General features: G+C 56.2%; 26 protein-coding genes. 13 read left to right on the plus strand and 13 right to left on the minus strand.

All coding sequences use genetic code 11. The features are described 5' to 3' along the window. Window positions 1-336: 336 nt before the first annotated feature. Window positions 337-1,677, minus strand: coding sequence for a mechanosensitive ion channel family protein (locus ABLN94_RS20295; protein ID WP_352995898.1), 1,341 nt, complete (start codon window positions 1,675-1,677; stop codon window positions 337-339). An 898-nt stretch (window positions 1,678-2,575) separates the two neighbouring features. Between ABLN94_RS20295 and ABLN94_RS20300 the strand changes: the two genes are divergently transcribed. Further along, window positions 2,576-4,093: a phospholipase D family protein gene (locus tag ABLN94_RS20300; protein WP_352995900.1), complete on the plus strand. Its 1,518-nt coding sequence runs from the start codon at window positions 2,576-2,578 to the stop codon at window positions 4,091-4,093. Between the two features lie 188 nt (window positions 4,094-4,281). Here ABLN94_RS20300 and ABLN94_RS20305 read toward each other — a convergent pair whose 3' ends face one another. The 11 genes from ABLN94_RS20305 to ABLN94_RS20355 form a co-directional block, all read right to left on the minus strand. Beyond that, window positions 4,282-5,829, minus strand: a complete 1,548-nt coding sequence (locus ABLN94_RS20305; RefSeq protein ID WP_352995902.1) for a hypothetical protein — start codon at window positions 5,827-5,829, stop codon at window positions 4,282-4,284. A 329-nt stretch (window positions 5,830-6,158) separates the two neighbouring features. After that, window positions 6,159-7,199, minus strand: a complete 1,041-nt coding sequence (locus ABLN94_RS20310; RefSeq protein WP_352995904.1) for an autotransporter outer membrane beta-barrel domain-containing protein — start codon at window positions 7,197-7,199, stop codon at window positions 6,159-6,161. Between the two features lie 196 nt (window positions 7,200-7,395). Continuing rightward, window positions 7,396-7,539, minus strand: a complete 144-nt coding sequence (locus ABLN94_RS20315) for a hypothetical protein (protein ID WP_352995906.1) — start codon at window positions 7,537-7,539, stop codon at window positions 7,396-7,398. Between the two features lie 115 nt (window positions 7,540-7,654). After that, window positions 7,655-8,290 (minus strand): urease accessory protein UreG, encoded by a 636-nt coding sequence (gene ureG, locus ABLN94_RS20320; protein ID WP_352995908.1) that lies wholly within the window; start codon window positions 8,288-8,290, stop codon window positions 7,655-7,657. Continuing rightward, a complete protein-coding gene (locus ABLN94_RS20325; protein ID WP_352995910.1) occupies window positions 8,287-8,940 on the minus strand; it encodes an urease accessory protein UreF in 654 nt (217 codons plus the stop codon). The genes ureG and ABLN94_RS20325 overlap by 4 nt, the downstream gene beginning before the upstream one ends. Beyond that, window positions 8,924-9,376 carry an urease accessory protein UreE gene (gene ureE, locus ABLN94_RS20330; protein ID WP_352995912.1) on the minus strand — a complete coding sequence of 151 codons (453 nt, stop codon included), beginning with the start codon at window positions 9,374-9,376 and terminating at the stop codon, window positions 8,924-8,926. Before ureE ends, ABLN94_RS20325 begins: the two co-directional genes overlap by 17 nt. A gap of 17 nt (window positions 9,377-9,393) precedes the next feature. Then, window positions 9,394-11,154, minus strand: a complete 1,761-nt coding sequence (gene ureC, locus ABLN94_RS20335; RefSeq protein WP_352995914.1) for an urease subunit alpha — start codon at window positions 11,152-11,154, stop codon at window positions 9,394-9,396. Further along, a complete protein-coding gene (locus ABLN94_RS20340) occupies window positions 11,129-11,461 on the minus strand; it encodes an urease subunit beta (protein WP_352995916.1) in 333 nt (110 codons plus the stop codon). Before ABLN94_RS20340 ends, ureC begins: the two co-directional genes overlap by 26 nt. Then, complete coding sequence (locus ABLN94_RS20345) at window positions 11,458-11,619, minus strand: peptidase M23 (protein WP_352995918.1); 162 nt, start codon at window positions 11,617-11,619, stop codon at window positions 11,458-11,460. The genes ABLN94_RS20340 and ABLN94_RS20345 overlap by 4 nt, the downstream gene beginning before the upstream one ends. Window positions 11,620-11,634: 15 nt before the next feature. Then, window positions 11,635-11,937 carry an urease subunit gamma gene (locus ABLN94_RS20350; RefSeq protein ID WP_170491776.1) on the minus strand — a complete coding sequence of 101 codons (303 nt, stop codon included), beginning with the start codon at window positions 11,935-11,937 and terminating at the stop codon, window positions 11,635-11,637. A gap of 1 nt (window position 11,938) precedes the next feature. Next, the gene (locus ABLN94_RS20355; protein WP_352995921.1) at window positions 11,939-12,616 is read right to left on the minus strand and encodes an urease accessory protein UreD; all 678 of its coding nucleotides are present in this window, start codon (window positions 12,614-12,616) and stop codon (window positions 11,939-11,941) included. 535 nt (window positions 12,617-13,151) lie between these two features. On the opposite strand from ABLN94_RS20355, the gene urtA reads away from it, so the two are divergent. From urtA to ABLN94_RS20405, 10 genes are all read left to right on the plus strand, one after another. Further along, on the plus strand, window positions 13,152-14,432 hold the full coding sequence (gene urtA, locus ABLN94_RS20360) for an urea ABC transporter substrate-binding protein (RefSeq protein WP_352995922.1): 1,281 nt from the start codon (window positions 13,152-13,154) through the stop codon (window positions 14,430-14,432). Window positions 14,433-14,490: 58 nt separating this feature from the next. Continuing rightward, window positions 14,491-16,443 (plus strand): urea ABC transporter permease subunit UrtB, encoded by a 1,953-nt coding sequence (gene urtB / locus ABLN94_RS20365; RefSeq protein WP_352995924.1) that lies wholly within the window; start codon window positions 14,491-14,493, stop codon window positions 16,441-16,443. Window positions 16,444-16,446: 3 nt separating this feature from the next. Next, complete coding sequence (gene urtC, locus ABLN94_RS20370) at window positions 16,447-17,676, plus strand: urea ABC transporter permease subunit UrtC (protein WP_352995926.1); 1,230 nt, start codon at window positions 16,447-16,449, stop codon at window positions 17,674-17,676. Then, entirely contained in the window at window positions 17,673-18,413 is a 741-nt protein-coding gene (gene urtD, locus ABLN94_RS20375; RefSeq protein ID WP_352995928.1) for an urea ABC transporter ATP-binding protein UrtD, read from the plus strand. Before urtC ends, urtD begins: the two co-directional genes overlap by 4 nt. A gap of 3 nt (window positions 18,414-18,416) precedes the next feature. After that, window positions 18,417-19,112: an urea ABC transporter ATP-binding subunit UrtE gene (gene urtE / locus ABLN94_RS20380; protein WP_352995930.1), complete on the plus strand. Its 696-nt coding sequence runs from the start codon at window positions 18,417-18,419 to the stop codon at window positions 19,110-19,112. A 323-nt stretch (window positions 19,113-19,435) separates the two neighbouring features. Continuing rightward, on the plus strand, window positions 19,436-20,782 hold the full coding sequence (locus tag ABLN94_RS20385) for a substrate-binding protein (protein ID WP_170491760.1): 1,347 nt from the start codon (window positions 19,436-19,438) through the stop codon (window positions 20,780-20,782). Window positions 20,783-20,894: 112 nt separating this feature from the next. Beyond that, complete coding sequence (locus ABLN94_RS20390) at window positions 20,895-21,926, plus strand: branched-chain amino acid ABC transporter permease (protein WP_352995932.1); 1,032 nt, start codon at window positions 20,895-20,897, stop codon at window positions 21,924-21,926. Window positions 21,927-21,929: 3 nt separating this feature from the next. Further along, a complete protein-coding gene (locus tag ABLN94_RS20395; protein WP_352995934.1) occupies window positions 21,930-23,135 on the plus strand; it encodes a branched-chain amino acid ABC transporter permease in 1,206 nt (401 codons plus the stop codon). 10 nt (window positions 23,136-23,145) lie between these two features. After that, the gene (locus ABLN94_RS20400; RefSeq protein WP_352995935.1) at window positions 23,146-23,901 is read left to right on the plus strand and encodes an ABC transporter ATP-binding protein; all 756 of its coding nucleotides are present in this window, start codon (window positions 23,146-23,148) and stop codon (window positions 23,899-23,901) included. A 9-nt stretch (window positions 23,902-23,910) separates the two neighbouring features. Further along, window positions 23,911-24,666 carry an ABC transporter ATP-binding protein gene (locus ABLN94_RS20405; protein ID WP_170491747.1) on the plus strand — a complete coding sequence of 252 codons (756 nt, stop codon included), beginning with the start codon at window positions 23,911-23,913 and terminating at the stop codon, window positions 24,664-24,666. 363 nt (window positions 24,667-25,029) lie between these two features. On the opposite strand, the gene gph is transcribed toward ABLN94_RS20405, so the two are convergent. Continuing rightward, window positions 25,030-25,704 carry a phosphoglycolate phosphatase gene (gene gph / locus ABLN94_RS20410; protein WP_352995937.1) on the minus strand — a complete coding sequence of 225 codons (675 nt, stop codon included), beginning with the start codon at window positions 25,702-25,704 and terminating at the stop codon, window positions 25,030-25,032. A gap of 223 nt (window positions 25,705-25,927) precedes the next feature. Here gph and hemP point away from each other — a divergent pair, with 223 nt between their 5' ends. Together hemP and ABLN94_RS20420 are read left to right on the plus strand one after the other, a co-directional pair. Continuing rightward, window positions 25,928-26,095 carry a hemin uptake protein HemP gene (hemP, locus tag ABLN94_RS20415; protein ID WP_170332270.1) on the plus strand — a complete coding sequence of 56 codons (168 nt, stop codon included), beginning with the start codon at window positions 25,928-25,930 and terminating at the stop codon, window positions 26,093-26,095. After that, window positions 26,092-26,568: a hypothetical protein gene (locus tag ABLN94_RS20420; RefSeq protein ID WP_352995938.1), complete on the plus strand. Its 477-nt coding sequence runs from the start codon at window positions 26,092-26,094 to the stop codon at window positions 26,566-26,568. The genes hemP and ABLN94_RS20420 overlap by 4 nt, the downstream gene beginning before the upstream one ends. Window positions 26,569-26,580 lie beyond the last annotated feature (12 nt).

Raw genomic sequence — 26,580 nt, forward strand, 5'->3', positions numbered from 1 at the left:
AGCTGCGGCGATTTGCATACGCATTCCACCATACACCGAGGTGCTTGTGATTGGTCAATGTGTCGGAGGTTGTTGATTGAGATTGACTTTTTTGACATGCATTTTGTGAAGCTCCGCCTTCACCACGTTTTCGGCGATCACGCGAAACCCAATGTGAGCCTCAGGTTAATTTCTCCCATTGCCGTTGTTGGTTGTATTCACCATTCGAGGAACCGGTTGCTCTCATCCGTCTGGCATTTCTGCAAACAAATAGGTGCAGATGAGGCATATGGTTAATAATTCAACGGTCAAAACAGCGCTTTTTCGTTGGTAAAAGCAATTCGGCACAGCACAGTTTCAACTGTCAGGAGAAACCACCTCGTTGGTGTGTACATGTACGTCCATTTGCGGATACGCGATAAAGATACCTTCATTCTGCAAGAGGGTCTTACCGGTCTCTGTAAAGTCCCACATCACATCCCAGTAGTCATCGGTACGCACCCACGGTCTGCAAAAGATGTTCACAGAAGAGGGTCCTAACTCACCGACGAAAATGCGCGCTTCCGGGCTCTTCAGGCAACGCTCGTCAGCGGCCACCATCTCGGCAAGGATCGCCTTCGCGCGCTCGATATCATCTTTGTATCCAATGCCAAAAACAAGATCGACGCGCCGAACACGATACTTGGTAAGGTTTTCCATGGAGCCCTGCCAGATCGACTGGTTTGGAATTTGGACCAAACGATTGTCGAATGTTCTCAGCTTTGTAGAAATCACATTAACGTCGACGACAGTTCCGATGGTTTGGTCAATTGAAATAATATCACCCTTTGAATACGGGTTCGTCGTTTGAAGCAGAAAACCACCTATCACACTTTGAAATAGGTTCTGCATCATGAAGGCGATAAGAAATCCGATACCACCGATAATGGCCGTCGTGACACCTATATTTACACCGAGTCCCCACATGGCGAAGAGCAAACCAAGAGCAATAACGCTCCATCGAATAACATTCGGGATTACAACGGCAGCAATTTGATGCTCTTCATCGCGCTTACGCAACCATTGGCTAGAAAGTCGTTTTAGAGCTCCCCCGAGGAGAATTGCAGCACCGAGGATTAAAACAGACCGGATAATCCCGCTAAGTGCCCTTAGCCCACCCCTACCAGACCGCAACCAATCCCATGAAAGATGAGCGATTGCGGACCACTGGTATGACAACATAAGTTCGCCAACAAACCCCTTTATGAAGCCTTCATGCTTCTTCAATTCTTCTTCTGGTCCGTCTTTGCGCCCCAAAGCGTTGACCACGACGATATAGTTCTGAAAATCACCGATGTTTTGTCGGTTTATTGCCTTGATCTCGGCGACGAGTTCGGGAACTTGATCATCTGCCACAGTTTTCAGCCGCGTTAAACCATCAGCCATTTTCGACAGGTTGGTTTGGACGCGGCGCTGCCAGATATCTGCAAGATCTGTGAGATCATCTACACCCAATGCAACCACATGCCGAGCAAGGACGTCTTCATGTACATTTGCATCGCTCGCAATGGCGATTGAGTTTTGATACGGATCCGAGTGAGTGAGATGCTGTGCATTGGCCGCTCCCAAATACAGCGACAAAAGCAACGCAGCGGACAACACCATAGTACAGGCAGAAACGAATGCCCTGGCGATGATGTCAAAACTGAATTGCATCATGTATCTACTCATACAAATTTCAGTCTATTGTGACACATAAAGGTATGGTTCCTGCAAGAGACACCGCTTAACTAGATAGTGCCACAGGCGTTCGGACAAGATGCATCAATTATTCATTCCCCGACGATAAAAGGCTCTTTCTCTTGTTCTATCATAACTAGGGCCGCATAGAGCGCGGGTTGCGTTTGAGTGACACGAACTATGCCGCTGGTTGGTTCTCACTTTACGTTGCAATCATAACCTCAAAAGACCAGCGCCAAAGTTCCTCAATGTTATTCGCATCGACTAAGACCTGTCGATGAACTGCCATCATAACGCGGCGTTCTCATCTGAAATGATAGGTTAGAACAGAATGTTTGGGAAATATCGCGTAAACTTGGTCGGAATGAGAGAAGTTACGGAGCGCTTGGTATAACTCTTTCCTCTTGCAGTGTGCGTAGTATTCCGTTGATCGTCGCAGTGCTGGTATCGACAGGTCCTCTCAAATAAGCTCCAAGACCACCCTCTCAAATTCGCGAGGACCACCGCCCAAGAAAAAATAAAAATCATTGCTTGGTCGAGGCAGTTCGAAATTCTAACAAACTTGGAACTGCTGAATTAAGGACAAGCATTGCGAAGATCAGAATGATCTCTTAACCCAGACAACGGCCGTGGCCCGGCAAACTGAAAGCAAAGAACCTCTTCGATACAGCAACCCTGGTCACATCAAGAAACCTACGCTTGCCACCCTGCGTGCTCTTGGTGCGGCGATTGACTTACCGGTGTTCTGACCTATCCTCACTCGCGCGCCCAGCTTCAAGATCCTAACGTGCTGGACTTTGAGTTGAGTTGTTTTCAAAGAATGACGAATCCATCCTGGACGCGCGGCGAGACCAGCTTTTTCCGAACCGGAGGACCAATGAAGACCGCAATAATCGCCTTTGTCGTGTGTGGTCTACTTCTGTTCATGAGTGGCTGTACCTATGTTCCGGTCGATACTCCCAAGGAAAGCTCGCGGGCTATTTCTGCTGAAGGGACCAGTGCGGGACGTGTTGTTTCCGACCTCACGGGCCACGATAGCCAAGTACTGGCGATGGCCCCCTTGTTCGACGGTAATGATGCGCTCGGCGCGCGGCTGCGGATGATCGAAACAGCGGAAAGCTCAATTGACTTGCAAACGTTTCTGATCAAACCCGATCTAGCCGGTTCATTAATGTGGCTGGCCCTGTATTCCGCAGCAGAGCGTGGCGTTAAAATCAGGCTGTTATTCGACGACGTTTTCACAACTGCACGCGATGATCAGATCGCGTCATTGAACGCTCACCCGAACGTGGAAATTCGCGTTTTCAACCCACTTTCCCGAAATAGCACTGTGGCCGTCAATTTCCTGTTAGATTTTTCCCGTGTGAACCGCCGCATGCATAACAAGATCATGATCACGGATGGCAGTTTTGCAATTCTGGGCGGCAGAAACATCGCAGACGAATACTTCAGTATAGGAACGCAATACGACTTTGCCGATTTCGATCTCTTTGTCGCAGGCAAGCCTGTTCAGAAACTGTCTGCGACCTTTGACACATATTGGAATGATGCCTGGTCTCTGCCCTTTGACGCCATGCACGATGGCGACATTGCTCCTCTGAGCGAGGCGTATGAACAGTTTCAGAACCGTGCTCTTGACCAGGAAGTTGCTATTTACGATCGGGCTCTCGATTCTGAATACATAAGACAGCTCAAAAATGGTCAGGTGCCTATCTACTATGGCCGTGTAAATATCGTTGCGGATGACCTCAGGAAGCTTCGCACTCCCTCCGGCACCGGACCATTTTCTGTAGGGGACGCATTTTATAATAGTCTGGGGCGCGCCAAAAAAAATGTAATTGTGGTTACGCCTTACTTTATTCCAGAGGACTACGGTGCGGGGTACTTTGAGCGGCTGGTCCGAAATGGAATTGACGTTTCGATCGTGACAAATTCTCTTGCCTCAACCAACCACCCCTATACTCACGGTCATTATGCGCGCTATCGTAAACGACTGTTGCAGGCCGGAGTTAACTTCTCTGAGGTTCGACCCAAGGCGCCGCCCTCGAAAGAGGGCGTCGAGACACCTCTGACCCTGCACACCAAAATTGCCTTGATTGATGACACTTATGTTTTTGTGGGTTCTGCAAATGTCGATCCCAGGTCCATCCGGCAAAACTCGGAAATCGGAATGTTGGTGCGCAGCCCTAGTCTTGCGAAACAAATCAAAGCGCAGTTGGATGCGGCCTTACCGATCTACACTTACTCGGTGTCACTTAATGACGCTGGGAATTTGCAATGGGAAGATACAACCTCGAACAATAACCCCCCGTTATCTCAAGAGCCATCAGCGGGACTTTGGCGAAAACTGGTTGCCAAGGTTTCTGGTTGGTTGCCAATTGAAAAGCAATTGTAATGCGGATTGCAAGATTCCACGTTTCCAGACAGATTCAGGAAGAATTTCCCGCCGCGCCTATTCTCACAGTTCGGCTTTTCAGCCCGAGCCGATCTTCTGTTGGTGAAGAAATCACTGTACTCATTAGTAATAGACAACAAGTGGTGTATGGGCTGTGATTGTTCGGCTGCAATGTTGTGAAAACAAGATCAGGTCTCGACAGAACGCGCACGTTTCGTGCCTTCCCGCAGCAGCTCCACCACGCCAGATGCATAAGGAAGATCATCAAGATACTCTTCGAGAGAAAACTGAGTAGTAGGGAAGTTCGACAGCGCGTTCTTTGCCAATTCCGTATTATCCGCCAAGCCGTGAATGGCTGCTATCAGCAACCAGTCGCCTGCATGTTCACGAGCATCAATCCGCTGGACTTTTTCTGAGGCCGTTGCATAGTCTCCGTCCTCAACGTGCTCCAAGCAAAGTGTGATGTTTGTCCAGATCGGCAACAGCGGATTGATATCCAAAGCCTGCCTTACCATTTCCGCGCCAAGCTTGATATCACCCACCAGCGCAATCCAAGCGCCAGCCAACGCAATCAGTAAGGCACTGTTGGGATTGACCTGAATTGCTGCGTCCATCAAGCGATTGAACCTTTGGGTGTCTCTGGCCAATAGCGCATATATCGCCGCTGCAAACAGAGCTTCTTGGCATTGAGGTTCCAGAGCCACGGCCTTTTCAGCGTGAGTTTGCCCCAGTTCCAAGATGGCACTTAGGCGTTTTTGGCCTAATGCCACCTCTTCCACATATCCCAAGGCCATCAGCGCATGGGCCAGTCCGCTGGCACCATCGTTCTGAATTGCTGAACGCGCCAAATCCAACATTTGCTGCAAGCTGCCCGATCTAGAGGTGCGAACGTGGGCATGAAAGGCCAGTAGAGCTTGATAGGTACTACTCCCGGCTAACGAGCGGTTTGTTTGATGACTCGCGGCATCGGTAGCGACAACCCCATACGCGTCAGCCAACTTTGCCGCGCACTGTTTGGCAATTTCTTCTTGGGCTTTGAAATGACCTGAGACGTCCGGATTGATATCACGCCGGTCGGCCCACAAAACAGACCCGTCAACGGTCCGTTTTAGTCTCACAATCAGGCGCAAGTTGGCTTGATTATCCCGCACTGAACCATCCAGAACATAATCGCAAGGGGGGAGGACTTGCTCCTGAGACCCGCCTGGGCTCTTGTCTGAATATCCGGTCAGAACCCGGATATGAGTAAAACGTGCGAGTTCCAGACCTAGTTCTTCTGGAAAGCCCTCACGGAAAAGCTTCGCGCGAGACGTATCCGAGCCGTCAAAGGCAGTGATCCCGAGAACGGGCCGCCCTGTTTGGAGCACTGCGAACGACTCTTGCGGTTCGGTTTTTGGGGAGTTTATTTCAAAAAGTGGACGGTACTGCCCCTTGGGGACAGATATAGAAACCGGGTCGTTATTCCCTGTCGTCAGGTAGTAATAGTCTAATGCTTTTCGCAGTTTGACGGCCTCAATCCGAACTACCGGATCAGCATTTGGGTCAAATTCAGCGCCTCTTCCAAAGACGTCCATTGCCAATGCAGTGCCGCGCAACTCGTCACCACGGCCTTCAAGCTCTCGATGAACAAGGTGCTCCAGGAACGTCTTTGTCCGTGCACTGCATGGGAACCCTTCAGACGTCGTTATGCGTTCCAGTTGCTTCAGAATATCCGCTTTGTCGACATTTCCGGCCACGACTATTCTCCTGCACTGTCACGAACTAATTTGTGTCAACCACAACTACTGTATAGCAACATGTAACTTCCTACCGCCAATTCCTTCTCCACCCCATCTTAGAGCCACCGGAGATGCTTACGTTGAATCGAAGGAGGCTACTGATGACACATCGATGGATGATTGCGGCAATTGTCACGCTTGCCGTGTTGGTAACGGCTGTTTCAAACGCTTATGCTGCTCACCGAGAGCAAGAGCTTCAGCATCAAACACTGGGGGGAGGTCTCGTTCAGCTCGGAAGTTCCCCCTCCCGAGCTGAACGCTTGGGCAGAGAAACCAGACTTAAGTAGTCAGAACTTTATGGCAATACCCGCCGAATACCCTTTGATATTGTCACCTTTCGCAATGCGGGCCATTAGTCGAAATTCTTTGATCCAGGCAAATTCGTTTCTGGAGTAATCCAGCTCCACACCACCTCCCCGTTGTGCCAGCCATTCGCTGTCCAAGACGATCCCCTGATCACCCGGGATATAAGAAACCGAAGCCTCTCCAACCCATCTGGTAGGTTGAGAAAACGCCGTAAACTGCGTCGGCACTCTGACCCGCGACCACGCGACGGTTGATATGGCCTCAGCCTGCCCAACAAGATCGGTATCCAGCGGCTCCAGAATGATGTGAGTGTGTCTGAATCGAAGGTCCAGTTCATAGTCACTGGCCCAACGGCGATTGAACTCGGCAACCAAGGATCCCCCATAACCCAATGCGGTTATGCCTCCGTCACTAAGAAAATCCAGATCTTCTTCCAAGGCATTGCTAATAACTTGGGCTGCTATTGAACTGTCACTTTGGACTCGCCCAATTGAAAAATTGACCATGGGGCGAATTTTCCAATTCTCGCTAATATCAAATTGCCAACCGACCCCTCCCGTGGCAGCAATGCTAGTCCAATAGGACTCTATGTCCGTGCGTGTACTGCTCCCAGACAACAAAAACACGGGATCATAGTTGGAAAATCCAAAATACCCTTCCAAATAAACTGGAACGCTTTTTGAAATTCGAAAACCGCCCCCGATTTGACCGCCCCTTAGGTCATAGTCGTCTCCATTCGCGGCGTTTTTATCCAATAAGAGAACGCTGGCCGATTCATTTGGCGCAGCCGAAATTCCCAAAATTGCGAGCGCACCTTTGATATTTTCGCGCACGTCAAAGCCATTCCCATCGTCCAGGGATTGTGCCGCTGAAGGTCCCGAGGTGATGTGGAAAATTAAGAAAGACAACAAATACCGCACGAGATCACTCGGCAGTCCTTGCTTTAGTTCTTTGAAACTGGGCAACAACATGAAAAAAGAAAAATGCCTTGTATAGCCAAAAGCAATGGCATTTCGAGCCATAGATCAAAAAGAAACATTATTGGTTTTTTTGGGTCCCACACTGCTCCACTCTCAAGTTCGCTCGAGGGCTGCGTTAGTGTTGGAGCAGTAACACGCTGGCGACACCTTCGTCGGATGTCAGCAGATTTTCACCCTTGAAGAAAGCGGAGGTTGGTGCACCTTCATTATCCTGTCGGCGGGCTAGCGGTCAGATTTGTTAGTGGCAAAAATGTTCTTCAATCAAACCGACAGCAACGGTCACACCGTCTTCTTCTGATAGTTTTTTCCCCAATGCGGATGCATTTGCTGCGAATGCTGGCGACTGCCTCAGTTCGGAAAGCCGTTCAGTCAACGCGCTCACAGACAGCTCCCTCAATCTGAGCGGCAAAGGACCACAGCCTAGTTCGACAATTCGGGCAGCCCAAAACGGTTGGTCGACACCTGCTGGACATATGAGCGTTGGACGGCCGGCAGGGCTACACCTCTAACGTGTCGTTGACGTTCAGCCCGCCGATCTGTGCCAGAAGGGACACGATTTCGTCCACCCCCTGTTTTTGCCGTAGCGAAGCGAATACAAAAGGTCGGTCTTTGCGCATTCTGGTAGCGTCGCGGTCCATCACCTCAAGCGAAGCGCCGACATGCGGTGCCAGATCGGTTTTGTTGATGATTAGCACGTCGGATTTTGTAATCGCCGGGCCACCTTTGCGGGGTATTTCCTCGCCCGCTGCGACGTCGATGACGTATAGCGTGAGATCGGCAAGTTCGGGGCTGAACGTGGCCGACAGGTTGTCGCCACCGCTTTCGATCAGCACAACTTCGACATCCGGGTGGCGGGCCTGCATCTCGGCCACGGCGGCCAGATTGATCGAGGCATCTTCGCGGATTGCCGTGTGCGGGCAGCCGCCGGTTTCCACGCCGATGATCCGGTCCTGCGGCAGAATCTGCATGCGCATCAATGCCTCGGCGTCCTCCCGCGTGTAAATGTCGTTGGTAATCACCCCGACTGAGACCTTGTCACGGAGCGCCTCGGACAAGGCGGCGGTCAGAGTGGTTTTGCCAGCGCCCACCGGGCCGCCGATGCCCACGCGCAGAGGACCGTTCATGCTGCTCATGTTCGGAATATCCTTGAGTATTGAGTTTCATGTTTCATCGACGCGATGTCAGGCAGGAAGGCGGTCGATCCCAGATCGTCCAGCCCGGCCTTGATCGCGTCAGTTGCTACGCGCTGGCTCAGAGGCGTCAAATTGCGGATCAGTCGCTGCCCGTCGGTCTGGCCCAGCGGCACCAGACGGGTTGCGCATGCCACCAGGTTGGCCATGAACGCCTGTAGGTACATTTGCGCTGTCAGGCCAAGGGGAAGGGACCGGGTGGCTGCGGCATGGCCAACAGCAACCGGGTAGGTCAGGGTGCTCATCTCCAGCGACCAGACGTCAGAGGTGACACTGCAAAATGCCTCACCCAACAGGTGCGTTTCCAACAACCGCTCGGACGAGGCGCTGAATGCGCGCGCAGTCTGATCGGCTTCCGTCAGTGCCTCGGGCGTGTCCGCCCGGTAGGCCATGGCCAAGAATACGCAATCGTTGCGACCCGAACCATGTTCGATCACATCAGCAATCCATTCGCCGGTATTCGTCGCGCTGGTAACTGCGCCACGTTCAATCGCCCATTCCAGCCCGTGCGAATAGGCGAAACCTCCCACCGGGTAGGCAGGCGACAGCCATTGCGTCAGCGTCAGAATATCCGCGTCAGTGGGCGTGGCCATGAGTCCTGCCGTGGCCATAAGCGCCGCCTTCAGGGGTGAAGGGCTCGACGGTTTCCCGGATTTCTGCCCCGAGCTTCTCAAGCATATCGCGGATGACGTGATCGTGCTGAATTAACAGCCTGTCCTCTTCGATCTGACAGGGGGTGTGGCGGTTGCCGATATGCCAAGCCAGCCGAAGCAGGTTGTCGCCGGTCACTTCCAGCAGGTCTTCGGGTGCCGCAATGATCTCGATCTCGCGGCCGTCTTCCAGGACCAAAATACCGCCATGGTCCAGCGATTTGGTTTGCGCCAGATCGACCAGAAAAGCCTCTCCGTCGTCGGTTGCCAACATCTTGCGGCGTAGGAACCGCCCGTCATAGTCCAGCGAAACCTGGGCGTGTGCCTGAGAATGATGGTGGTCGTGATAGATGCGGGCGGTTTTGATCGCGGTGGTCATCGGGGCCTCCTTAAATCTCAGAACATGAAGTAGCGCTGCGCCATCGGCAGCACTTCGGCGGGTTGGCAGGTGAGCAATTCGCCGTCTGCTCGGACTTCGTACGTTTCGGGGTCGACGTCGATCTCAGGAGTCGCGTCGTTGAGCAGCAGGTCGTGCTTGCCGATATTGCGTGTGTTTTGAACGGCGACAGTCTGTTTCGCCAGTCCCAGAGTATCACCGATCCCCTCCGCCTGCGCAGCTTCGGAGACAAAAGTGATCGCTGAATGTTCGACCGAGCGGCCATAGGCCCCGAACATTGGGCGGCTGTAAACCGGCTGTGGAGTCGGAATCGAGGCATTTGGATCGCCCATCTGCGCGCAAGCAATAGTGCCCCCCAGCAGAACCATCTCAGGCTTTACGCCAAAAAATGCAGGGTTCCAAAGAACCAGATCGGCGCGCTTGCCTTCCTCGATACTGCCGATCTGATGACTGAGGCCGTGGGCTATGGCCGGGTTGATGGTGTATTTCGCGATATAGCGGCGAACGCGCAGGTTGTCGTTGTCGCCGGTTTCCTCAGCTAAACGCCCCCGTTGTTTCTTCATCTTGTCGGCGGTTTGCCAGGTACGGATCAAAACCTCTCCGACCCGGCCCATGGCCTGACTGTCGGACGCAATGATACTGAATGCGCCCATGTCGTGCAGGATGTCCTCGGCGGCGATGGTTTCACGCCGGATGCGGCTTTCGGCAAAGGCCACGTCCTCGGGTATGGATTTGTCGAGGTGGTGACAGACCATCAGCATATCCAGATGCTCTTCGACCGTGTTCACGGTGAAAGGCCGTGTCGGGTTGGTCGAGGAGGGCAGAACGTGGTTCTCGCCGCAGATTTTGATGATGTCGGGGGCGTGCCCGCCGCCCGCGCCTTCGGTGTGAAATGCGTGAATGGTGCGGCCTTTCATGGCGGCCACGGTGTTTTCGACGAAGCCGGATTCGTTCAGCGTGTCGGTGTGGATCATCACCTGTACGTCCATCGCGTCGGCCACCGAAAGGCAGCAGTCGATGGCGGCAGGGGTGGTGCCCCAATCCTCGTGCAGTTTCAGGGCGCAGGCCCCGGCCTTGACCTGTTCCTCCAGCGCGGCGGGCAGCGAGGCGTTGCCCTTGCCTGCAAAGGCCAGATTCATCGGGAAGGCATCCGCCGCCTGCAACATCCGCCCGATATGCCAAGGGCCGGGCGTGCAGGTGGTGGCCAGAGTCCCATGCGCCGGACCGGTGCCACCGCCCAGCATGGTGGTTAGTCCGGAATGCAGCGCATCCTCGATCTGCTGCGGGCAGATGAAGTGGATATGGCTGTCGAACCCGCCAGCGGTCAGGATGCGCCCCTCACCTGCAATGATCTCGGTGCCCGGGCCGATGATGATATCCACGCCGGGCTGAGTGTCAGGGTTTCCGGCCTTGCCGATCTTGGCAATGCGCCCGTCTTTCAGACCCACATCCGCTTTGTAGATGCCCGAGTGATCCACGATCAGCGCGTTGGTGATAACCGTATCCACGGCCCCCTCTGCGCGTGTGGCCTGAGACTGCCCCATTCCGTCGCGGATGACCTTGCCGCCGCCGAACTTGACCTCTTCACCATAAACGTCTTCGCGATGGCCCGTTTCGCTGAACCAGGCAGCGGTTGCACGATCAACGATCAGGTCTCTTTCCACCTCGATGATCAGGTCCGTGTCGGCCAGGCGCACTTTGTCACCCACGGTCGGACCGAACATTGCGGCATAGTCACTCCGACTGATCTTGCCCGGCATTTTTCAGAGCCCCCATGATATGCTTGTTGAAGCCGTAAATGTGACGTCGTCCGCCATAAGGCACGAGTATGACTTCGCGCATCTGCCCCGGCTCAAAGCGAACGGCGGTTCCGGCTGGAATATCCAGACGCATTCCCAAGGCCGCATAGCGATCGAATTCCAGCGCCGGATTGGCCTCGGCAAAGTGGTAGTGACTGCCGACCTGCACAGGGCGGTCGCCGGTGTTAGCCACCATCACGAGCCTCCCGCTGCGCCCGGCATTGAGCGTCAGCATTCCGTCTGCCGGGAAGATTTCTCCTGGGATCATTTCGGCAGCTTTGCGATCAGAGTAACCACGGCCAGTGCCACCAGCGCCAGACCAACGCCCAAGTTGGCGTAGTCGGTGCCATGCGCGTGAACATGGGTGCCGGTATGGGCGGCTGCAGGGCTTGCGAGTATCAGGGCGGGGAAGAGCATGCGAGTCATGTCAGAGTTCCTTTTTCAGCGAATGGGGTTGTGGACAGTCACCAATTTGGTGCCATCCGGGAAAGTGGCTTCGACCTGAACCTCGTGGATCATCTCGGGCACGCCTTCCATGCACTGGCCGCGGGTGATCACCTCGGCCCCGGCCTGCATCATGTCTGCGACCGAGCGCCCGTCACGCGCACCTTCGACCACAGCATCAGTGATTAGGGCGATGGCCTCGGGGTGGTTCAGCCGAACGCCGCGGGCCAGCCTTTTGCGGGCGACCTCGGCGGCCATGGCGACCATCAGTTTGTCTTTTTCGCGAGGGGTCAGATTCATATCAGATCATCCAGCATCGGGGAAGCGTGTCGTTGTTCAAGCGCCGCAGCACCGGCATCAGTGTGCGGCGCAGGGCAAAACTGTTCTCGGCCAGTACCCGGATCACCAGCAGGTCATCTTGGATCAGGCTGGCTCCCGCTGCGTCGGGCAGCATCCGGCGGACAGGGTCGATTTGGCCCTCCGCAGTTGATGAGGCAAAAACGATCAGCGCCATCGCACCGGCACCCTCTGCAATGTGAGGTTTAGCCAAATGAGCGTGTAGATCGCCCGCGAACCGCGTGGCATCCAAAAAAAGGGGCGTGTTTCCACGTCGGAGCTCGATCCGATCGAGCAGGCGGATATCGGTCAATGTCTCACCCATGGCGGCGCGTCCGAAGATCAGCGGTTCCACTACCAGCGCACTTGCGTCCGGCGCCATTTCGACCAGCAACCTGCGGTCCAAGGCGCTGCCGTCAAACAGGATGGTTTCCTGCGGTAGCCAGTTCAGCCGAGCACCGGCCTCGACGCTCAGGTGGTTTGAGACTTGGCCATATGGTCCGGGCTGTGCCTTGTAGGCGCGTTCGCAAGCCTGTGTCGTCAACGTAAGGGTCGTGCCTACAGCGGCGTGACCGGTGAACCGGAACGCATCTCCACCTGTAATCCCGCCTGCCGTGTTTAGCAGAACTGCATCCAACCCCACGTCATCACTTCTGGGGAACAGGCACTTGAACGAACCTGATTGGCGGAAACCGTCCAAAACCGTCCTGTTGCCCAATTTCTTGGCGCTCAGACGAATCGCACCCTGGGCCCGTGGTGGTGTCGCTCCCTGTGTGGGCAATATGGAGGCAAGATGGGTGATGGCACACCTGCGGGGTTAGGATTTGTGCCTCATGTTTCACCGCTGTGGCGTCGGAACTCTATTCTGCGTTGCCGCATTTGGGTGGCATTCCGCGATGGCTGATTAATTTTTGAACACATGGCGAAACAAGGGGCTAAAAATTAAGCAGGTGCTGCCAAATTTACCGATTGGGTGTCAGTCAATTTGCCAAGATTGCTGCAATGCGGAAACCGTGTGGATGCCCGCCGAGAAGATGAACCGGGGGTGTGTGACGGCTGCGCGAATTGGACCTCGGACACAACCGCCACACGGAACGCAACAACAGTTGCGGGGAACAGGTAGAAGAAGAGCGCGCTTTTGCGCAAGCCCTCTCCTGTGATCCCGCCAGGAGGCTTACATGTCATTTCTAAAATCCACCCTCGCCGGATCGGCGGTTTTTGCTGCCATGGCTACGGCTGCGCTGTCGGCAGAGGATACAATCAAGGTCGGCGTTCTGCATTCGCTGTCAGGCACAATGGCGATCTCGGAAACCACGCTGAAAGACACAATGCTGATGCTGATCGACCAGCAAAACGCAAAGGGCGGCCTGCTGGGCAAGCAGCTTGAGGCGGTTGTGGTCGACCCGGCATCCGACTGGCCCCTGTTCGCAGAAAAGGCCCGTGAGCTGCTGACCGTGCACGACGTGGACGTGATCTTTGGTAACTGGACTTCGGTCAGCCGCAAATCTGTACTGCCGGTGATCGAAGAACTGAACGGCCTGTTGTTCTATCCGGTTCAGTATGAGGGCGAGGAAAGTTCGAAAAACGTGTTCTACACCGGTGCTGCCCCGAACCAGCAGGCCATCCCTGCGACGGACTATTTCCTGGAGGAACTGGGGGTCGAGAAATTCGCTCTGCTCGGCACAGACTATGTCTACCCCAGGACCACCAACAATATTCTGGAAAGCTATCTGAAGGGCAAAGGCATCGCGGACGAGGATATCTTCGTCAACTACACCCCCTTTGGTCATTCTGACTGGTCCAAGATCGTGGCAGACGTAGTCGCTCTGGGTGCGGATGGTAAGAAAGTCGGCGTGATCTCGACCATCAATGGAGACGCGAACATCGGCTTCTACAAGGAACTGGCAGCGGCTGGCGTTTCGGCGGACGACATCCCGGTCGTGGCCTTCTCGGTCGGTGAGGAAGAACTCTCGGGTCTGGATACCACCAACCTGGTCGGTCACCTGGCCGCGTGGAACTACTTCCAGTCCGCAGATACCGACGTGAACGCCGAATTCGTCGAAACATGGAAAGCCACCATGGGTGAAGACCGCGTGACAAACGACCCGATGGAAGCGCATTACATCGGCTTCAACATGTGGGTGAACGCCGCGACCGAAGCTGGCTCGACTGAGGTCGACGCTGTGCGCGCGGCCATGTACGGGCAGGAATTCCCGAACCTGACCGGCGGCACCGCCGTGATGCTGCCGAACCACCACCTGGCGAAACCGGTTCTGATCGGTGAAATTCAGGAAGACGGCCAGTTCGACATCATCAGCGAAACCGACGTTGTGGCGGGCGACGCCTGGACCGATTTCCTGCCGGAATCGGCAGTGCTGAAATCGGATTGGAAAGATCTGGGTTGCGGTATGTACAACACCGAGACCGAGACCTGCGTTCAGACCCTGTCGAACTACTAATCCTCTCGCAAGGCGGGTGTAAGCGCCCGCCTTGCCCAAGACACTCGGGTTTCACCACATGTTACGACTATTCCTTGCGGGCCTCGCAATCCTGTGCGCCTGCCTGACCGCCAACGCGCAAGAGGGCGGTTTGCAACCGATCCTGCAAGAGCATCAGGAGATCATCGCCAAAAGCTCGCGCAAGACGATCAAGCCGGCGATTGATGCGATTGCCGCCAGTGGCTTGCCGCAGGCGCAAGTGATGCTTGAGACATGGGCCGCCAAGAACATGTGGATGCGCAAGTCGGATGGTTACTTCTTCGCAGGCACAAAGGCCGAGGGGCGGTCTTATGAGCTGACCGACTTCGATACCGGCGAGGTCGTAGGTACTTTCGAGAAATCCGACCTGAAACAGTTGAAACCCAACAGCGGTATCCGCGCGATGATCGGCACCGCGCTGGTGCAATTCCAGTTGATGGACCCAAGCCGCGCCAAGCGGTCCGCAGCGCTGCGTTCCATTCAGCGTGATCCTGATGGGACTTTGCTGGAGCCGTTGAGGGCCTCGATAGAAGAAGAACCCGACGCCGGTCTGAAAGCGCAGAAGCAACGGCTCGAGCGGTTGCTGACCATTGGCTACGAAGATGACACAGCGGCGCGGGTCGCTGCGATCGAAGAAATGTCGGACGATCTGGGCGTTGACGTCCGCGCCGCGTTGAACCCTCTGGTCGTGACCAAAAGGCAGGTTGCTGCCGAGATTCCTGCGGACGCCAACATCGCCACCATACTTGAGCCGGGCTCGGATGCGCTGAGCGAGACCGACGCATACGACCTGCTGGTCGCGCATGATCTGGCCGCCCCGCACGTTTCGCCCGAAGGTATCCGCGCTGCGTTATCCGCCAATATCGACGGTGGCCGGGTCGGTGGTGTCCCGGTTGCGCAGCTGAACTCCGACGCGTCACGTGCGCAGGCCTATGCCGCACTCGCTCAGGCCGGAGTGGTTCCTGCTCTGGTCACGCAGGCCGATGTCGAGGCCGCGCTGGGCGCGCATGTGTTCTTTGAGACATATGTGGAGCCTTCACCCGAAGTAACTGCTGCCGCCGAAAAGGCGCTGGAGCAGATCGAGCTGAAGGTTAGTCTTAACCAGACGCTCGACTTGACGCTGGACGCGATATCGCTGGCCTCGATCTATTTTCTTGCCGCCATCGGCCTTGCCATCACGTTCGGCGTGATGGGCGTGATCAACATGGCTCATGGCGAGTTCATCATGATGGGCGCGTACACAGGTTACGTGGTACAACAATTCATTCCGGACCATACACTGTCGATCATCTTCGCCATCCCGATGGCCTTTGCCGTCACCTTCGCCATGGGCGTCGCGATGGAGCGGTTGGTGATCCGCTGGCTTTATGCCCGTCCGCTGGAGACCTTGCTGGCGACCTTCGGCATCTCGATTGCCCTGCAACAGCTGGCCAAGAACATTTTTGGCACGCAGGCCCGCCCGCTGACAGCGCCCGGTTGGCTGGACGGGGCGTGGGTGATGAACGATGTGGTTTCGATCAGCTATATCCGCATCGCGATTTTCGTGCTGGCGATGATCTTTCTGGGGCTGTTCCTGTATATCATGAAACGCACACGGCTGGGGCTTGAGATGCGCGCGGTGACGCAGAACCCGCGTATGGCAGGGTCGATGGGCATCAATCCGGGTCGGGTGAATATGCTGACTTTCGGACTGGGCTCGGGCATCGCCGGGATTGCCGGCGTCGCGATTGGCTTGTTCGCCAAGGTCACCTCCGATCTGGGCAGCGACTACATCGTGCAAAGCTTCATGACTGTGGTTGTCGGTGGTGTCGGCAACATCTGGGGCGCGCTGGCGGGTGCCGGGATGATCGGCTTCCTGCAAAAGGGGATCGAGTGGATGAACCCGTCGAACACCCTCGCGGCGCAGACCTACATGATCATCTTCATCATCATTTTCATCCAGTTCCGGCCACGGGGCATCATCGCCCTCAAAGGCCGCGCGGCGGGGGATTGAGTCATGGAACGCAGTTTTGTTGCCAAGAACCCTTCGGTGCTGGTCTTTCTGGCCATCTTGTCCCTGTTTACCATCGCCGTGACCGTCCTGTCCGAAGGGTTCGGGATCGGTGTGATTTCGACCAGCTTCGTCAAGACGCTGGGCAAGACCCTGTGCCTGTGCCTGATCGCTGTGGCAATGGATTTGGTCTGGGGCTTCACCGGCATCCTGTCACTGGGGCATTTCGCTTTCTTCGGGCTGGGTGGTTACATGATCGGCATGTGGTTGATGTATGAACGCACCCGCCTGATCGTGGTTGAGTCGCTGTCGCAAGCCGACATCCCGCCAACATCTGCTGAGGTCGTGGACGCCATCGGCACACAAATCTTCGGCGTTGTCGGTTCGTCGGAGTTCCCTCTGATCTGGGCCTTCTCGGACAGTCTGGTGCTGCAATTGTCGCTGGTCGTGTTGGTGCCCGGTCTGCTGGCGCTGATCTTCGGTTGGCTTGCCTTCCGCAGTCGGGTGACGGGCGTCTACCTGTCGATCCTGACGCAGGCGATGACGCTGGCACTGGCGCTGTACCTTTTCCAAAATGACAGTGGCTTGCGTGGCAACAACGGTTTGTCGGGTTTGCAGAACCTGCCGGGCATTACCGCCTCGCAGGACGTGGTGTCGATCTGGTTCCTTTGGGCTTCGGCGTTGGCCTTGGGGCTGGGCTACATGCTGGCGGCGTGGATCGTGTCGGGCAAGTTCGGCTCGGTTATCCGCGGCATCCGCGATAACGAGGCACGGGTGCGGTTCCTTGGTTACTCGGTCGAGGTCTACAAACTGGTCGTCTTCACCCTGACCGCCTGCATCGCGGCCATCGCGGGTGCGCTGTATTACCCGCAGGCGGGCATCATCAACCCCGAGGAAATGGCCCCCATCGCTTCGATCTATCTGGCCGTTTGGGTTGCCATCGGCGGACGGGGCCGTCTATACGGTGCGGTTATCGGCGCGGCCTTCGTCAGCTTGCTCAGCACGTGGTTTACCGGCGGGCAGGCCCCGGACATCCCGCTGGGCTTCAACACGATCAAATGGGTCGATTGGTGGCAGGTGCTGTTGGGTGTGTCCTTCGTGCTGGTCACGCTGTTCGCCCCGCAAGGGATCGGAGGGCTGTTCGACCTCTGGACCAATCGCCGCCATCCGGACCGCCACGGCGCCAATCTAGGTCCCGACGACGGCGCCTTGCGTGAGAAGGAGGCCAGCCAATGAACACCCTGCTAGAGGTCAGCGGCGTTTCCGTTACCTTCGACGGGTTCCGCGCCATCAATAACCTGTCTTTCCAGATCGGCGAGGCCGAGCTGCGCGCCGTGATTGGCCCGAACGGGGCGGGCAAGACAACCTTCATGGATATTGTCACCGGCAAGACCAGGCCGGATGAGGGGCGTGTGATCTGGGGCGAGAAATCCGTGTCCCTGCTGCGGATGAGCGAGGCCAAGATCGCTCAGGCGGGCATCGGGCGAAAGTTCCAGAAACCCACCGTGTTCGAAGATCAGACCGTTCAGGAAAACCTGCTGATGGCCCTGAAGAACAAACGCGGTTGGCTGGGGGTTCTGTTCTTTCACCCCTCCGCAGGCGATCTGGAGAAAGTCGAAGAACTGGCAACCGAGATTGGCCTTAAGTACGAACTAACACGCAAGTCCGGCGAACTGAGTCACGGGCAAAAACAGTGGCTCGAAATCGGCATGCTGCTGGCGCAGGAACCGCGCCTGTTGTTGGTCGATGAACCAGCGGCCGGGATGACCCCGCAGGAGCGCGAACACACGACCGATCTGCTGGTACAGGCGGCCAAGACCCGCGCCGTAGTAGTCGTAGAACATGACATGGAATTCGTCCGCCGCCTTAACTGCAAGGTCACGGTGCTGCACGAAGGCTCGGTTCTGGCCGAGGGGTCGCTTGACCACGTGACTTCTAATCAGAACGTCATCGACGTTTATCTGGGGCGCTGAACAATGCTGCAACTTACCGAGCTCACTCTGCACTACGGGCATTCACAAATCCTATACGGCATCTCGATGGAGGCCGCGCTGGGCGAAGTGACCTGCGTGATGGGCACCAATGGCGTGGGCAAGACCAGTCTGATCAAAGCGATCTCGGGCACGCATCCCCGCTCTGGTGGCGAGGTGGAACTGAACGGCGAGGAACTGGGCATCTTGCCCGCGCACAAAATGGCGTGGAAAGGGGTGGCTTACGTGCCGCAGGGGCGTGAAATCTTTCCATTGCTCACAGTCTGCGAAAATCTGGAAACCGGTTTTGCCTGTTTGCCAGCCAGCGAGCACTTCATCCCGGACGAAATATTCGAGCTGTTCCCGGTGCTCAAGAAAATGCAGAACCGGCGCGGCGGTGACTTGTCGGGCGGTCAGCAACAGCAACTGGCCATCGCGCGAGCGTTGATCACCAAGCCGCGTTTGTTGCTGTTGGACGAACCGACCGAAGGTATCCAGCCCAACATCATCCAGCAGATCGGAGAGGTGATCCGGCATCTGCGCACGAAGGGGGATATGGCCATTGTCTTGGTCGAACAGTATTTCGATTTCGCCTATGATCTCGCCGACCGGTTCGTCGTTTTAAGGCGCGGGGAAATCCTGATGTCGGGCCTCAAATCCGAGCTTTCTCGCGATCAGGTCTTGCAAGGCGTCACGGTTTAGGGTCCTGTCGCTCGGGCAGTGCAACACCCATTCTGATACCTGACGTTCATCAGGTGATCATCGGCTTGCCTGATCGTCTAAATTGCTGCGGCGCAAAAATTTCAAAAATATGTATTTTTTTGAATTGTTTATGATTATCGATGCCTATTTTGTTTACACTTCGTCATTTTGTTTGTGCATTTGTTTACATAACATTCTTTCATTTTGAATAGGTTATTGGTGATTTTTCAAAACCGCCTCCATACTCAAATTCGCGTGAAACCGCGTTTTCGCCCGCTGGAAGAGGAGCCAGAGGTCGAAAGAAAGGGAAATGGGAGGAATGAATGACTAACAAATCTGTCACACGCCGCGGCGTGCTGAAGTCCGGTGCAGTCGCAGGCACCGGTCTGGCCCTGCCTACGATCTTCACGGCTTCGTCGGCTGCTGCTTTCACCAACGAACCGACGGGGTCATCCGTCACTCTGGGTTTCAATGTTCCCCAGACCGGTCCTTATGCCGAAGAAGGGAATGACGAGCTGTTGGCGCAACAGCTGGCGGTCGAGCATCTGAACGGTGAAGGCGATGGCGGTTGCCTGAACACCTTCTCGTCCAAGGCGCTGCAAGGGAACGGCATCTTGGGCAAAAAGGTAGAGTTCGTCACCGGCGACACCCAGACCAAATCTGACGCCGCGCGCGCATCGGCGAAGTCGATGATCGAAAAAGACGGCGCGATCATGATCAACGGTGGTTCGTCCTCGGGCGTGGCTGTTGCGGTTCAGGGTCTGTGCCAAGAGGCGGGCGTGATCTTCATGGCCGGTCTGACCCACGCCAACGACACAACAGGCAAGGACAAGAAGGCCAACGGTTTCCGCCATTTCTTCAATGCCTACATGTCAGGGGCCGCACTGGCGCCCGTGTTGGCGGCTGAGATGGGCAAGGAACGCCGCGCTTACCACCTGACGGCCGACTACAACTGGGGCTGGACCCAGGAAGAGTCGATCGTCGCCTCGACCGAAGCCTTGGGATGGGAAACGGTCAACACGGTCAAGACACCACTCGCGTCAACAGACTTCTCGTCCTACATCGCTCCGGTTCTGAACTCGGGCGCGGACGTGCTGGTTCTGAACCACTATGGCGGCAACATGGTGAACTCGCTGACCAACGCGATTCAGTTCGGCTTGCTCGACAAGGTGGCCAACGGTAAAGACTTCAAGATTGTCGTACCGCTGTATTCCGAACTGATGGCCGCCGGTGCGGGCGAGAACATCAAGGGCGTTCTGGGTTCGATGAACTGGAACTGGCAGCTACAGGATGAAGGCACCAAGGCCTTTGTTAAGTCGTTCGGTGAAAAGTACGGCAAGCCGCCGTCCAACTCGGCCCAGACCTGCTATGCGCAGGTGCTGCTCTATGCAGATGCGGTTGAGCGTGCGGGCACCTTCAACCCCTGCGGTGTCGTTGAGGCTCTGGAAGACTTTGAGTTCGACGGGTTGGGCAACGGTCCGACTTGGTACCGTGGCGCCGATCACCAGTGCTTCAAAGATGTGCTGGTTGTGCGCGGCAACCAAAACCCGACCAACGCCTATGACACGCTCGAGATTGTCGAGATCACGCCGCGTGCGCAGGTCGAATACGATCCGGAACACCCGATGTTCGCCGGTGGCGATCTGGGTAAGTGCAACCCGGGCGCATAAAGTCTTTGACTGATGTCTGACCGCCGAACCGGCGGCCAGACCCCCTGTGGCCGGGATATCGGTCCCGGTCACTTCCACTAAATCCACGCTGACCAACCCTGAGGTGGGGCCAATGGACGCCATCCTACTGCAAATTCTCAACGGTCTGGACAAGGGCTCGGCTTATGCGCTGATCGCGCTGGGCTTGACGCTTATCTTCGGGACGCTTGGCGTCGTGAACTTTGCCCACGGGGCGTTGTTCATGATCGGTGCATTCTGTGCCGTGACCTTGCAGAAGGTCATGAACCTGAGCTTTGTGACCATCGACGAAACTCAGACCGACTTTCTAGGCAACCCTCTGAAGGTTGAAACACCCTATGTCGAGGCCTGGTTCGGCCCCGAGGTCGGCGCATCAATCATCGACTGGTCTGTCCCGTTAGCCATCCTGTTCGCGATCCCGATCATGCTGTTCGTCGGCTATGTGATGGAGCGCGGGCTGATTAAACATTTCTACAAGCGCCCCCACGCAGACCAGATTCTTGTGACATTCGGTTTGGCCATCGTGTTGCAAGAAATCGTCAAGTATTTCTTCGGTGCCAACCCGATCCAGACCCCGCCGCCTGACGCGCTGAGCGGATCTGTCGATCTGGGTACCATGATCGGCTTCGATCCGAATGCAATCATCTATCCGATCTGGCGTCTGGTCTATTTCGGGTTCGCAGTGGGGATTATCGGAGCAGTGTTCTCGTTCCTGCAATTCACAACCTTTGGCATGGTCGTGCGCGCCGGGATGGCAGACCGGGAAACCGTGGGCCTGCTGGGCATCAATATCGACCGTCGCTTTACCATCATGTTCGGCATCGCCGCTGCGGTGGCGGGGTTGGCCGGGGTGATGTACGGGCCGCTTAACCCACCGAACTATCATATGGGCATGGACTTCCTGGTCCTCAGCTTCGTTGTGGTTGTTGTCGGTGGCATGGGCTCATTGCCCGGAGCGGTGCTTGCGGGCTTCCTGCTGGGTATTCTTGAGAGTTTCGCCTCGACCACGTGGGCCACCACCACGATCCCGGGCATCAATCAGATCATCATCTACCTTGTCGCCATCATTGTGCTTCTGACACGCCCGCGCGGGCTGATGGGGCGCAAAGGCGTGATGGAGGACTAAGTCATGTTGGGACTGAACAAAAAAGACACCAGCCTGCTGATCATCGTAGCGATCCTGACCCTGCTGGCCCCCTTCATCCTGAACCCGTTCCCCGAGGGCAGCGCCATGGCGCAGTTCAACGCGGGGTACCCCGATCTGATGCAACGGTTTGTGATCTTTGGCATCTTTGCCATCGGCTTCAACATCCTGTTCGGCTTGACCGGATACCTGTCCTTTGGCCACGCGGCGTTTTTAGGGGTGGGCTCTTACTCAGCCGTTTGGATGTTCAAACTGCTCAGCTATAACGTCATCCCCGCCATCGCGCTGAGCGTGGTGGTCGCCGGGCTGTTCTCACTGCTGATCGGTTTTGTCAGCCTGCGGCGGTCGGGCATTTATTTCTCGATCCTGACGCTGGCCTTCGCGCAAATGAGCTTTGCGCTGGCCTATTCGGTGTTGTCGAACCCGAAATTCAACCTTACCAACGGGGAAACCGGCCTGCAGGTCTATGCGGACGACCCGCAGATCCTGCAGGGGGCAAACGCACCGGACCTGCCGCATCTCTTTGGCTTGCCGATGCGCGCGACTTACACGATGGATGTGGGCGCATGGAGTTTCGACTTCAATGCAGGCTACTACCTGTGCGCTGTCATCATGATGGCGGTGTTCTATCTGGCCATTCGTATCTTCCGCTCACCCTTTGGTATGATGCTGCGGGCGGTAAAGTCAAACCAGCAGCGAATGAACTATACCGGCCTGAACTCCAAGCCTTATACACTGGCGGCCTTTGTAATCTCCGGTATGTATGCCGGTCTGGCAGGTGGTCTGATGGCGGCGATGGACCCGCTGGCCGGGGCTGAACGTATGCAGTGGACCGCCTCGGGTGAGGTCGTGCTGATGACCATCCTGGGCGGAACCGGTACGCTGATCGGTCCAGTACTGGGCGCGGGCTTCATCAAGTATTTCGAAAACATCTTCTCGAAGATCAACGACAACGTCTTGCACAGCTGGTTCGCCTTCCTGCCGGACGGGTTGGAGGACGCGGTTGTCTTCCTGATCCATCCGTTCATCGGCAAGGGTTGGCACCTGACTCTGGGCATCCTGTTCATGCTGGTGGTGATCTACCTGCCAGGCGGTCTTGTTGAAGGCGGTCAGCGACTGCTGAACAAGTTCAAACGCAGAAAAACAGGCACCGACGATGCGCCGTCGGGCAAAACAGAGCCGGCGGAATAGGGGGCGGATCATGGCAATTCTACGCGTCAAAGACGTGAGCAAACGCTTCGGTGGCCTCAAGGCGCTGACGGACGTGAACCTCAATGTCGAAGAGAACTCGGTTCACGCCATCATCGGCCCCAACGGGGCGGGCAAGTCGACCCTGCTGAACTGTCTGGTGGGCAAGCTGATGCCAGATACCGGGTCGGTGCTGTTCGACAACAACTCGGTGCTGGGGCTGGAGCCTTTCCAGATCAACCAGATGGGCATCAGCCGTGTGTTCCAGACGCCTGAGATTTTCGGCGAGCTGACGGTGATGGAAAACATGCTGATCCCGATCTTCGCCATGCGGGACGGCGCGTTCCGGATGCACGCCTATGAGACCATCGCCAATGAAAAGGAGGTTGTCGAACAGGCCGAGGCGATGCTGGAAGAGATGAACATGGCCGATAAACGTGAGATGCATGCAGCCTCGCTGTCTCGGGGTGACAAACGTCGGTTGGAGATCGGCATGTGCCTCAGCCAGAACCCGCGGCTATTGCTGCTGGACGAACCAACGGCGGGCATGGCGCGGGCTGACACCAACAACACGATTGATCTGCTGAAACAGATCAAGGACGAGCGTGACATCACCATCGCCATCATCGAGCACGACATGCATGTGGTCTTCAGCCTGGCCGAACGCATCACGGTTCTGGCGCAAGGGACGCCTCTGGTTGAAGACATTCCGGAAAACATCCGTGGGAACCCCAAGGTCCGCGAGGCCTATCTGGGCGAGGCTGCGTAAGGAAAAGCTATGAACGAGAAACCTGACTTTTCGAGAAACGCCAACAAGGCCAGCACCGCCCCTGCTTTTCTGTCGGTGTGGGACATGCACTCCTACTATGGTGAAAGCTATATCGTGCAGGGCGTCAGCTTTAATGTGCATGAAGGCGAAATCCTTGCGTTGCTGGGGCGCAACGGGGCAGGCAAGACCTCGACCCTTCGGTCGATTGCGCGGGTTGGCGAGCCGGAAGTGCGCCATGGCGAGATCTGGCTGGACCACCAGCCGTTGCATAAAATGACGAGCTATGAGGCTGCTGCCGCTGGGCTGGGACTTGTGCCCGAGGACAGACGGATTATCCCTGGCCTGACGGTCGAGGAAAACCTGCAACTGGCTCAGATCGCGCCGCCAATCGGTTGGTCGCTGGAGCGTCTTTACGAGTTATTCCCAAGGTTGGGCGAGCGTCGTAAACAGGAAGGCGTGACGCTGTCGGGTGGCGAGCAGCAGATGCTGTCGATTGCCCGCGCGCTGGCGCGGGACATCAAGGTGCTGCTGCTGGACGAACCCTATGAAGGGCTTGCGCCGGTCATTGTGGACGAGATCGAAAAGACGCTGATCCACGTCAAGCAACAGGGCATGACCACGATCATCGTCGAGCAAAATGCCGTCCGGGCGCTGGAGCTGGCGGACCGGGCGATCATCCTGGATACTGGCAGCATCGTGTTCGATGGGTCGGCGAATGAAGTGCTGGAAAACACGCAACTGCGTGAGGAGTATCTGGCGATCTGAGACGCGCCGGATCACCTGTTCAGCACTTTCCTCGGGGGAGGGCGTAAGGCGGAGTGGGATGACCACTCCGCCTTTTGCTGTCGCGTCTCCTGCGCCCGGCAAGCCCGCTTTGCAGCCGAATGTTTGAGAGCAACCCACCAGTTGACCTGAATTGGCAAAAAAAGGAACGTGATTTCAACGCTCTTTGGCGGGCTACGGGAAACCCCCAATATCGACTGTCGTGTCGATTCGTTATCTGTGATGTATCAAAAGGGTTATCCCGGACGATACCACTTTTCCCCTGTGAGGGGCTGGCTACTTACCCCCTCGGCCGGCCCCTCAGTCACCTCCGAGAAATGCCGGCCTCTCTCTTGGAAACGACCTTCAGGCGTTGTGTCCAAGCGATTGCAGCACAGATCTGACAAGCGCAGGCAGTTCCGATGAGTCTTCATAACTGACTGTGTGCGGAATCTCGGCAATCGGTGATTTTCGATAGCCTTCGGTGAAAAGCAAAAACGGCACTTCTGCGCGCCGGGCGGTTTCAGCGTCGACCTCGCTGTCGCCGACAAACAGTTGTGGTCCGGCGATTCTGACGGCGGCAAAACTGGCCTCAAGATGGGCCGGGTCAGGTTTGCGGGTATTCAGGCTGTCTCCGCCAATGATAGTGGCAAAGTGCGGGGCGAGACCCAACGCCTCCAACACATGGCGGGCTGGGGCTTCGGGTTTGTTCGTGCAGACGCCCATAACGCAGCCCATATCACGCAATTCTACCAGTGCCTGCAGGACGCCAGGGTAGACAACGGTCTTATCACTCGACGCGGCGTTGTAGTGTTCCAGCGTCTTTCGGGACAGCTCGGCATGGCGGTCCATTGGCAGATCGCAATGGCGGATCACCCGCTCAACCAATTTGGGCAGACCTTTGCCCACAAACTGTTTGATCTGTTCCTGAGGAAGTGGCGCGACACCGGTGTCTTGAAGCATCCTGTTTGTGGCCGCGGCAATGTCCGGAAGGCTGTCCACCAGCGTTCCGTCCAGATCGAACATGATTGTCGCGCTCATCGGCTGCCCCTTTGGTGTCATTTTCCACGGAACAGGTAAACTGTCTGAATTTCTAGCGCAATCAAGCAGGTTTGTAGAATCTGCAGAACGTTCTTGACATACCTGACTAAAATAATCAGATTACTCAGGAAGTCGTCAGCCAACCCTTTACTCGGGTGAGCCAAAACACAGAAAACCGCAAACAGATTAAGGCATTTCGCCCCAGACCTCTGGAGTTGTCCTGATGAATATGCAGAACCCGAATCCCAGCCAATCCTACGCCGTGTCCATGCTTCCTGCCCATAAGGCCGAAGATCTGACCAAGGGTGGGAACCTTGCCCATATCGAGCTGGGCGATCAGCTGTATACGCTGCGCATCACCCGCGCTGGTAAGTTGATCCTGACGAAATGAGCGAGCCGACTTCTCGGGGCGGGGCGGCCGTTGGTCGCCTTTCTGACCTCAACCCTATCGAAGCCGGAGCTGTGATGTATCTGCGACTCTGGGGCGATGGGGTACAGGGCCGCGCGGACGCCGCCAGTGACTTTGAGATTGCGCTGGGCATGGAATGTGGCCGCGCCGCTATGATGACGTTGGATCATCTGTGCTCGCTCTGCGCGCATCATGGGCGTCGTCCGCTTGTCCGTCACGGGCGGAGTTGTTCCTGTCTGGGTGCGGATGAGAATTGTTTTGCGCAGATGATTGGAGCAGCCTCCGAAGGCGCACGCGAAGACGCGATGATGATGGCGTCGTTGATCGTGAGGCCGGATTTTGCACCTGCTCTGGCCTCATTGTCCGAAGAATTGGGGCTGGCCTTGCGGCGCATGGCTGCTTCCGTTCCGCTGCCTACAACCGGGCATCAACCGCCCGCAGCCGTGCTTCACTAAGCAGCGGACCCG

It is taken from the genome of Ruegeria sp. SCP11 (assembly GCF_040329455.1).
Taxonomy (GTDB): domain Bacteria; phylum Pseudomonadota; class Alphaproteobacteria; order Rhodobacterales; family Rhodobacteraceae; genus Ruegeria; species Ruegeria atlantica_E.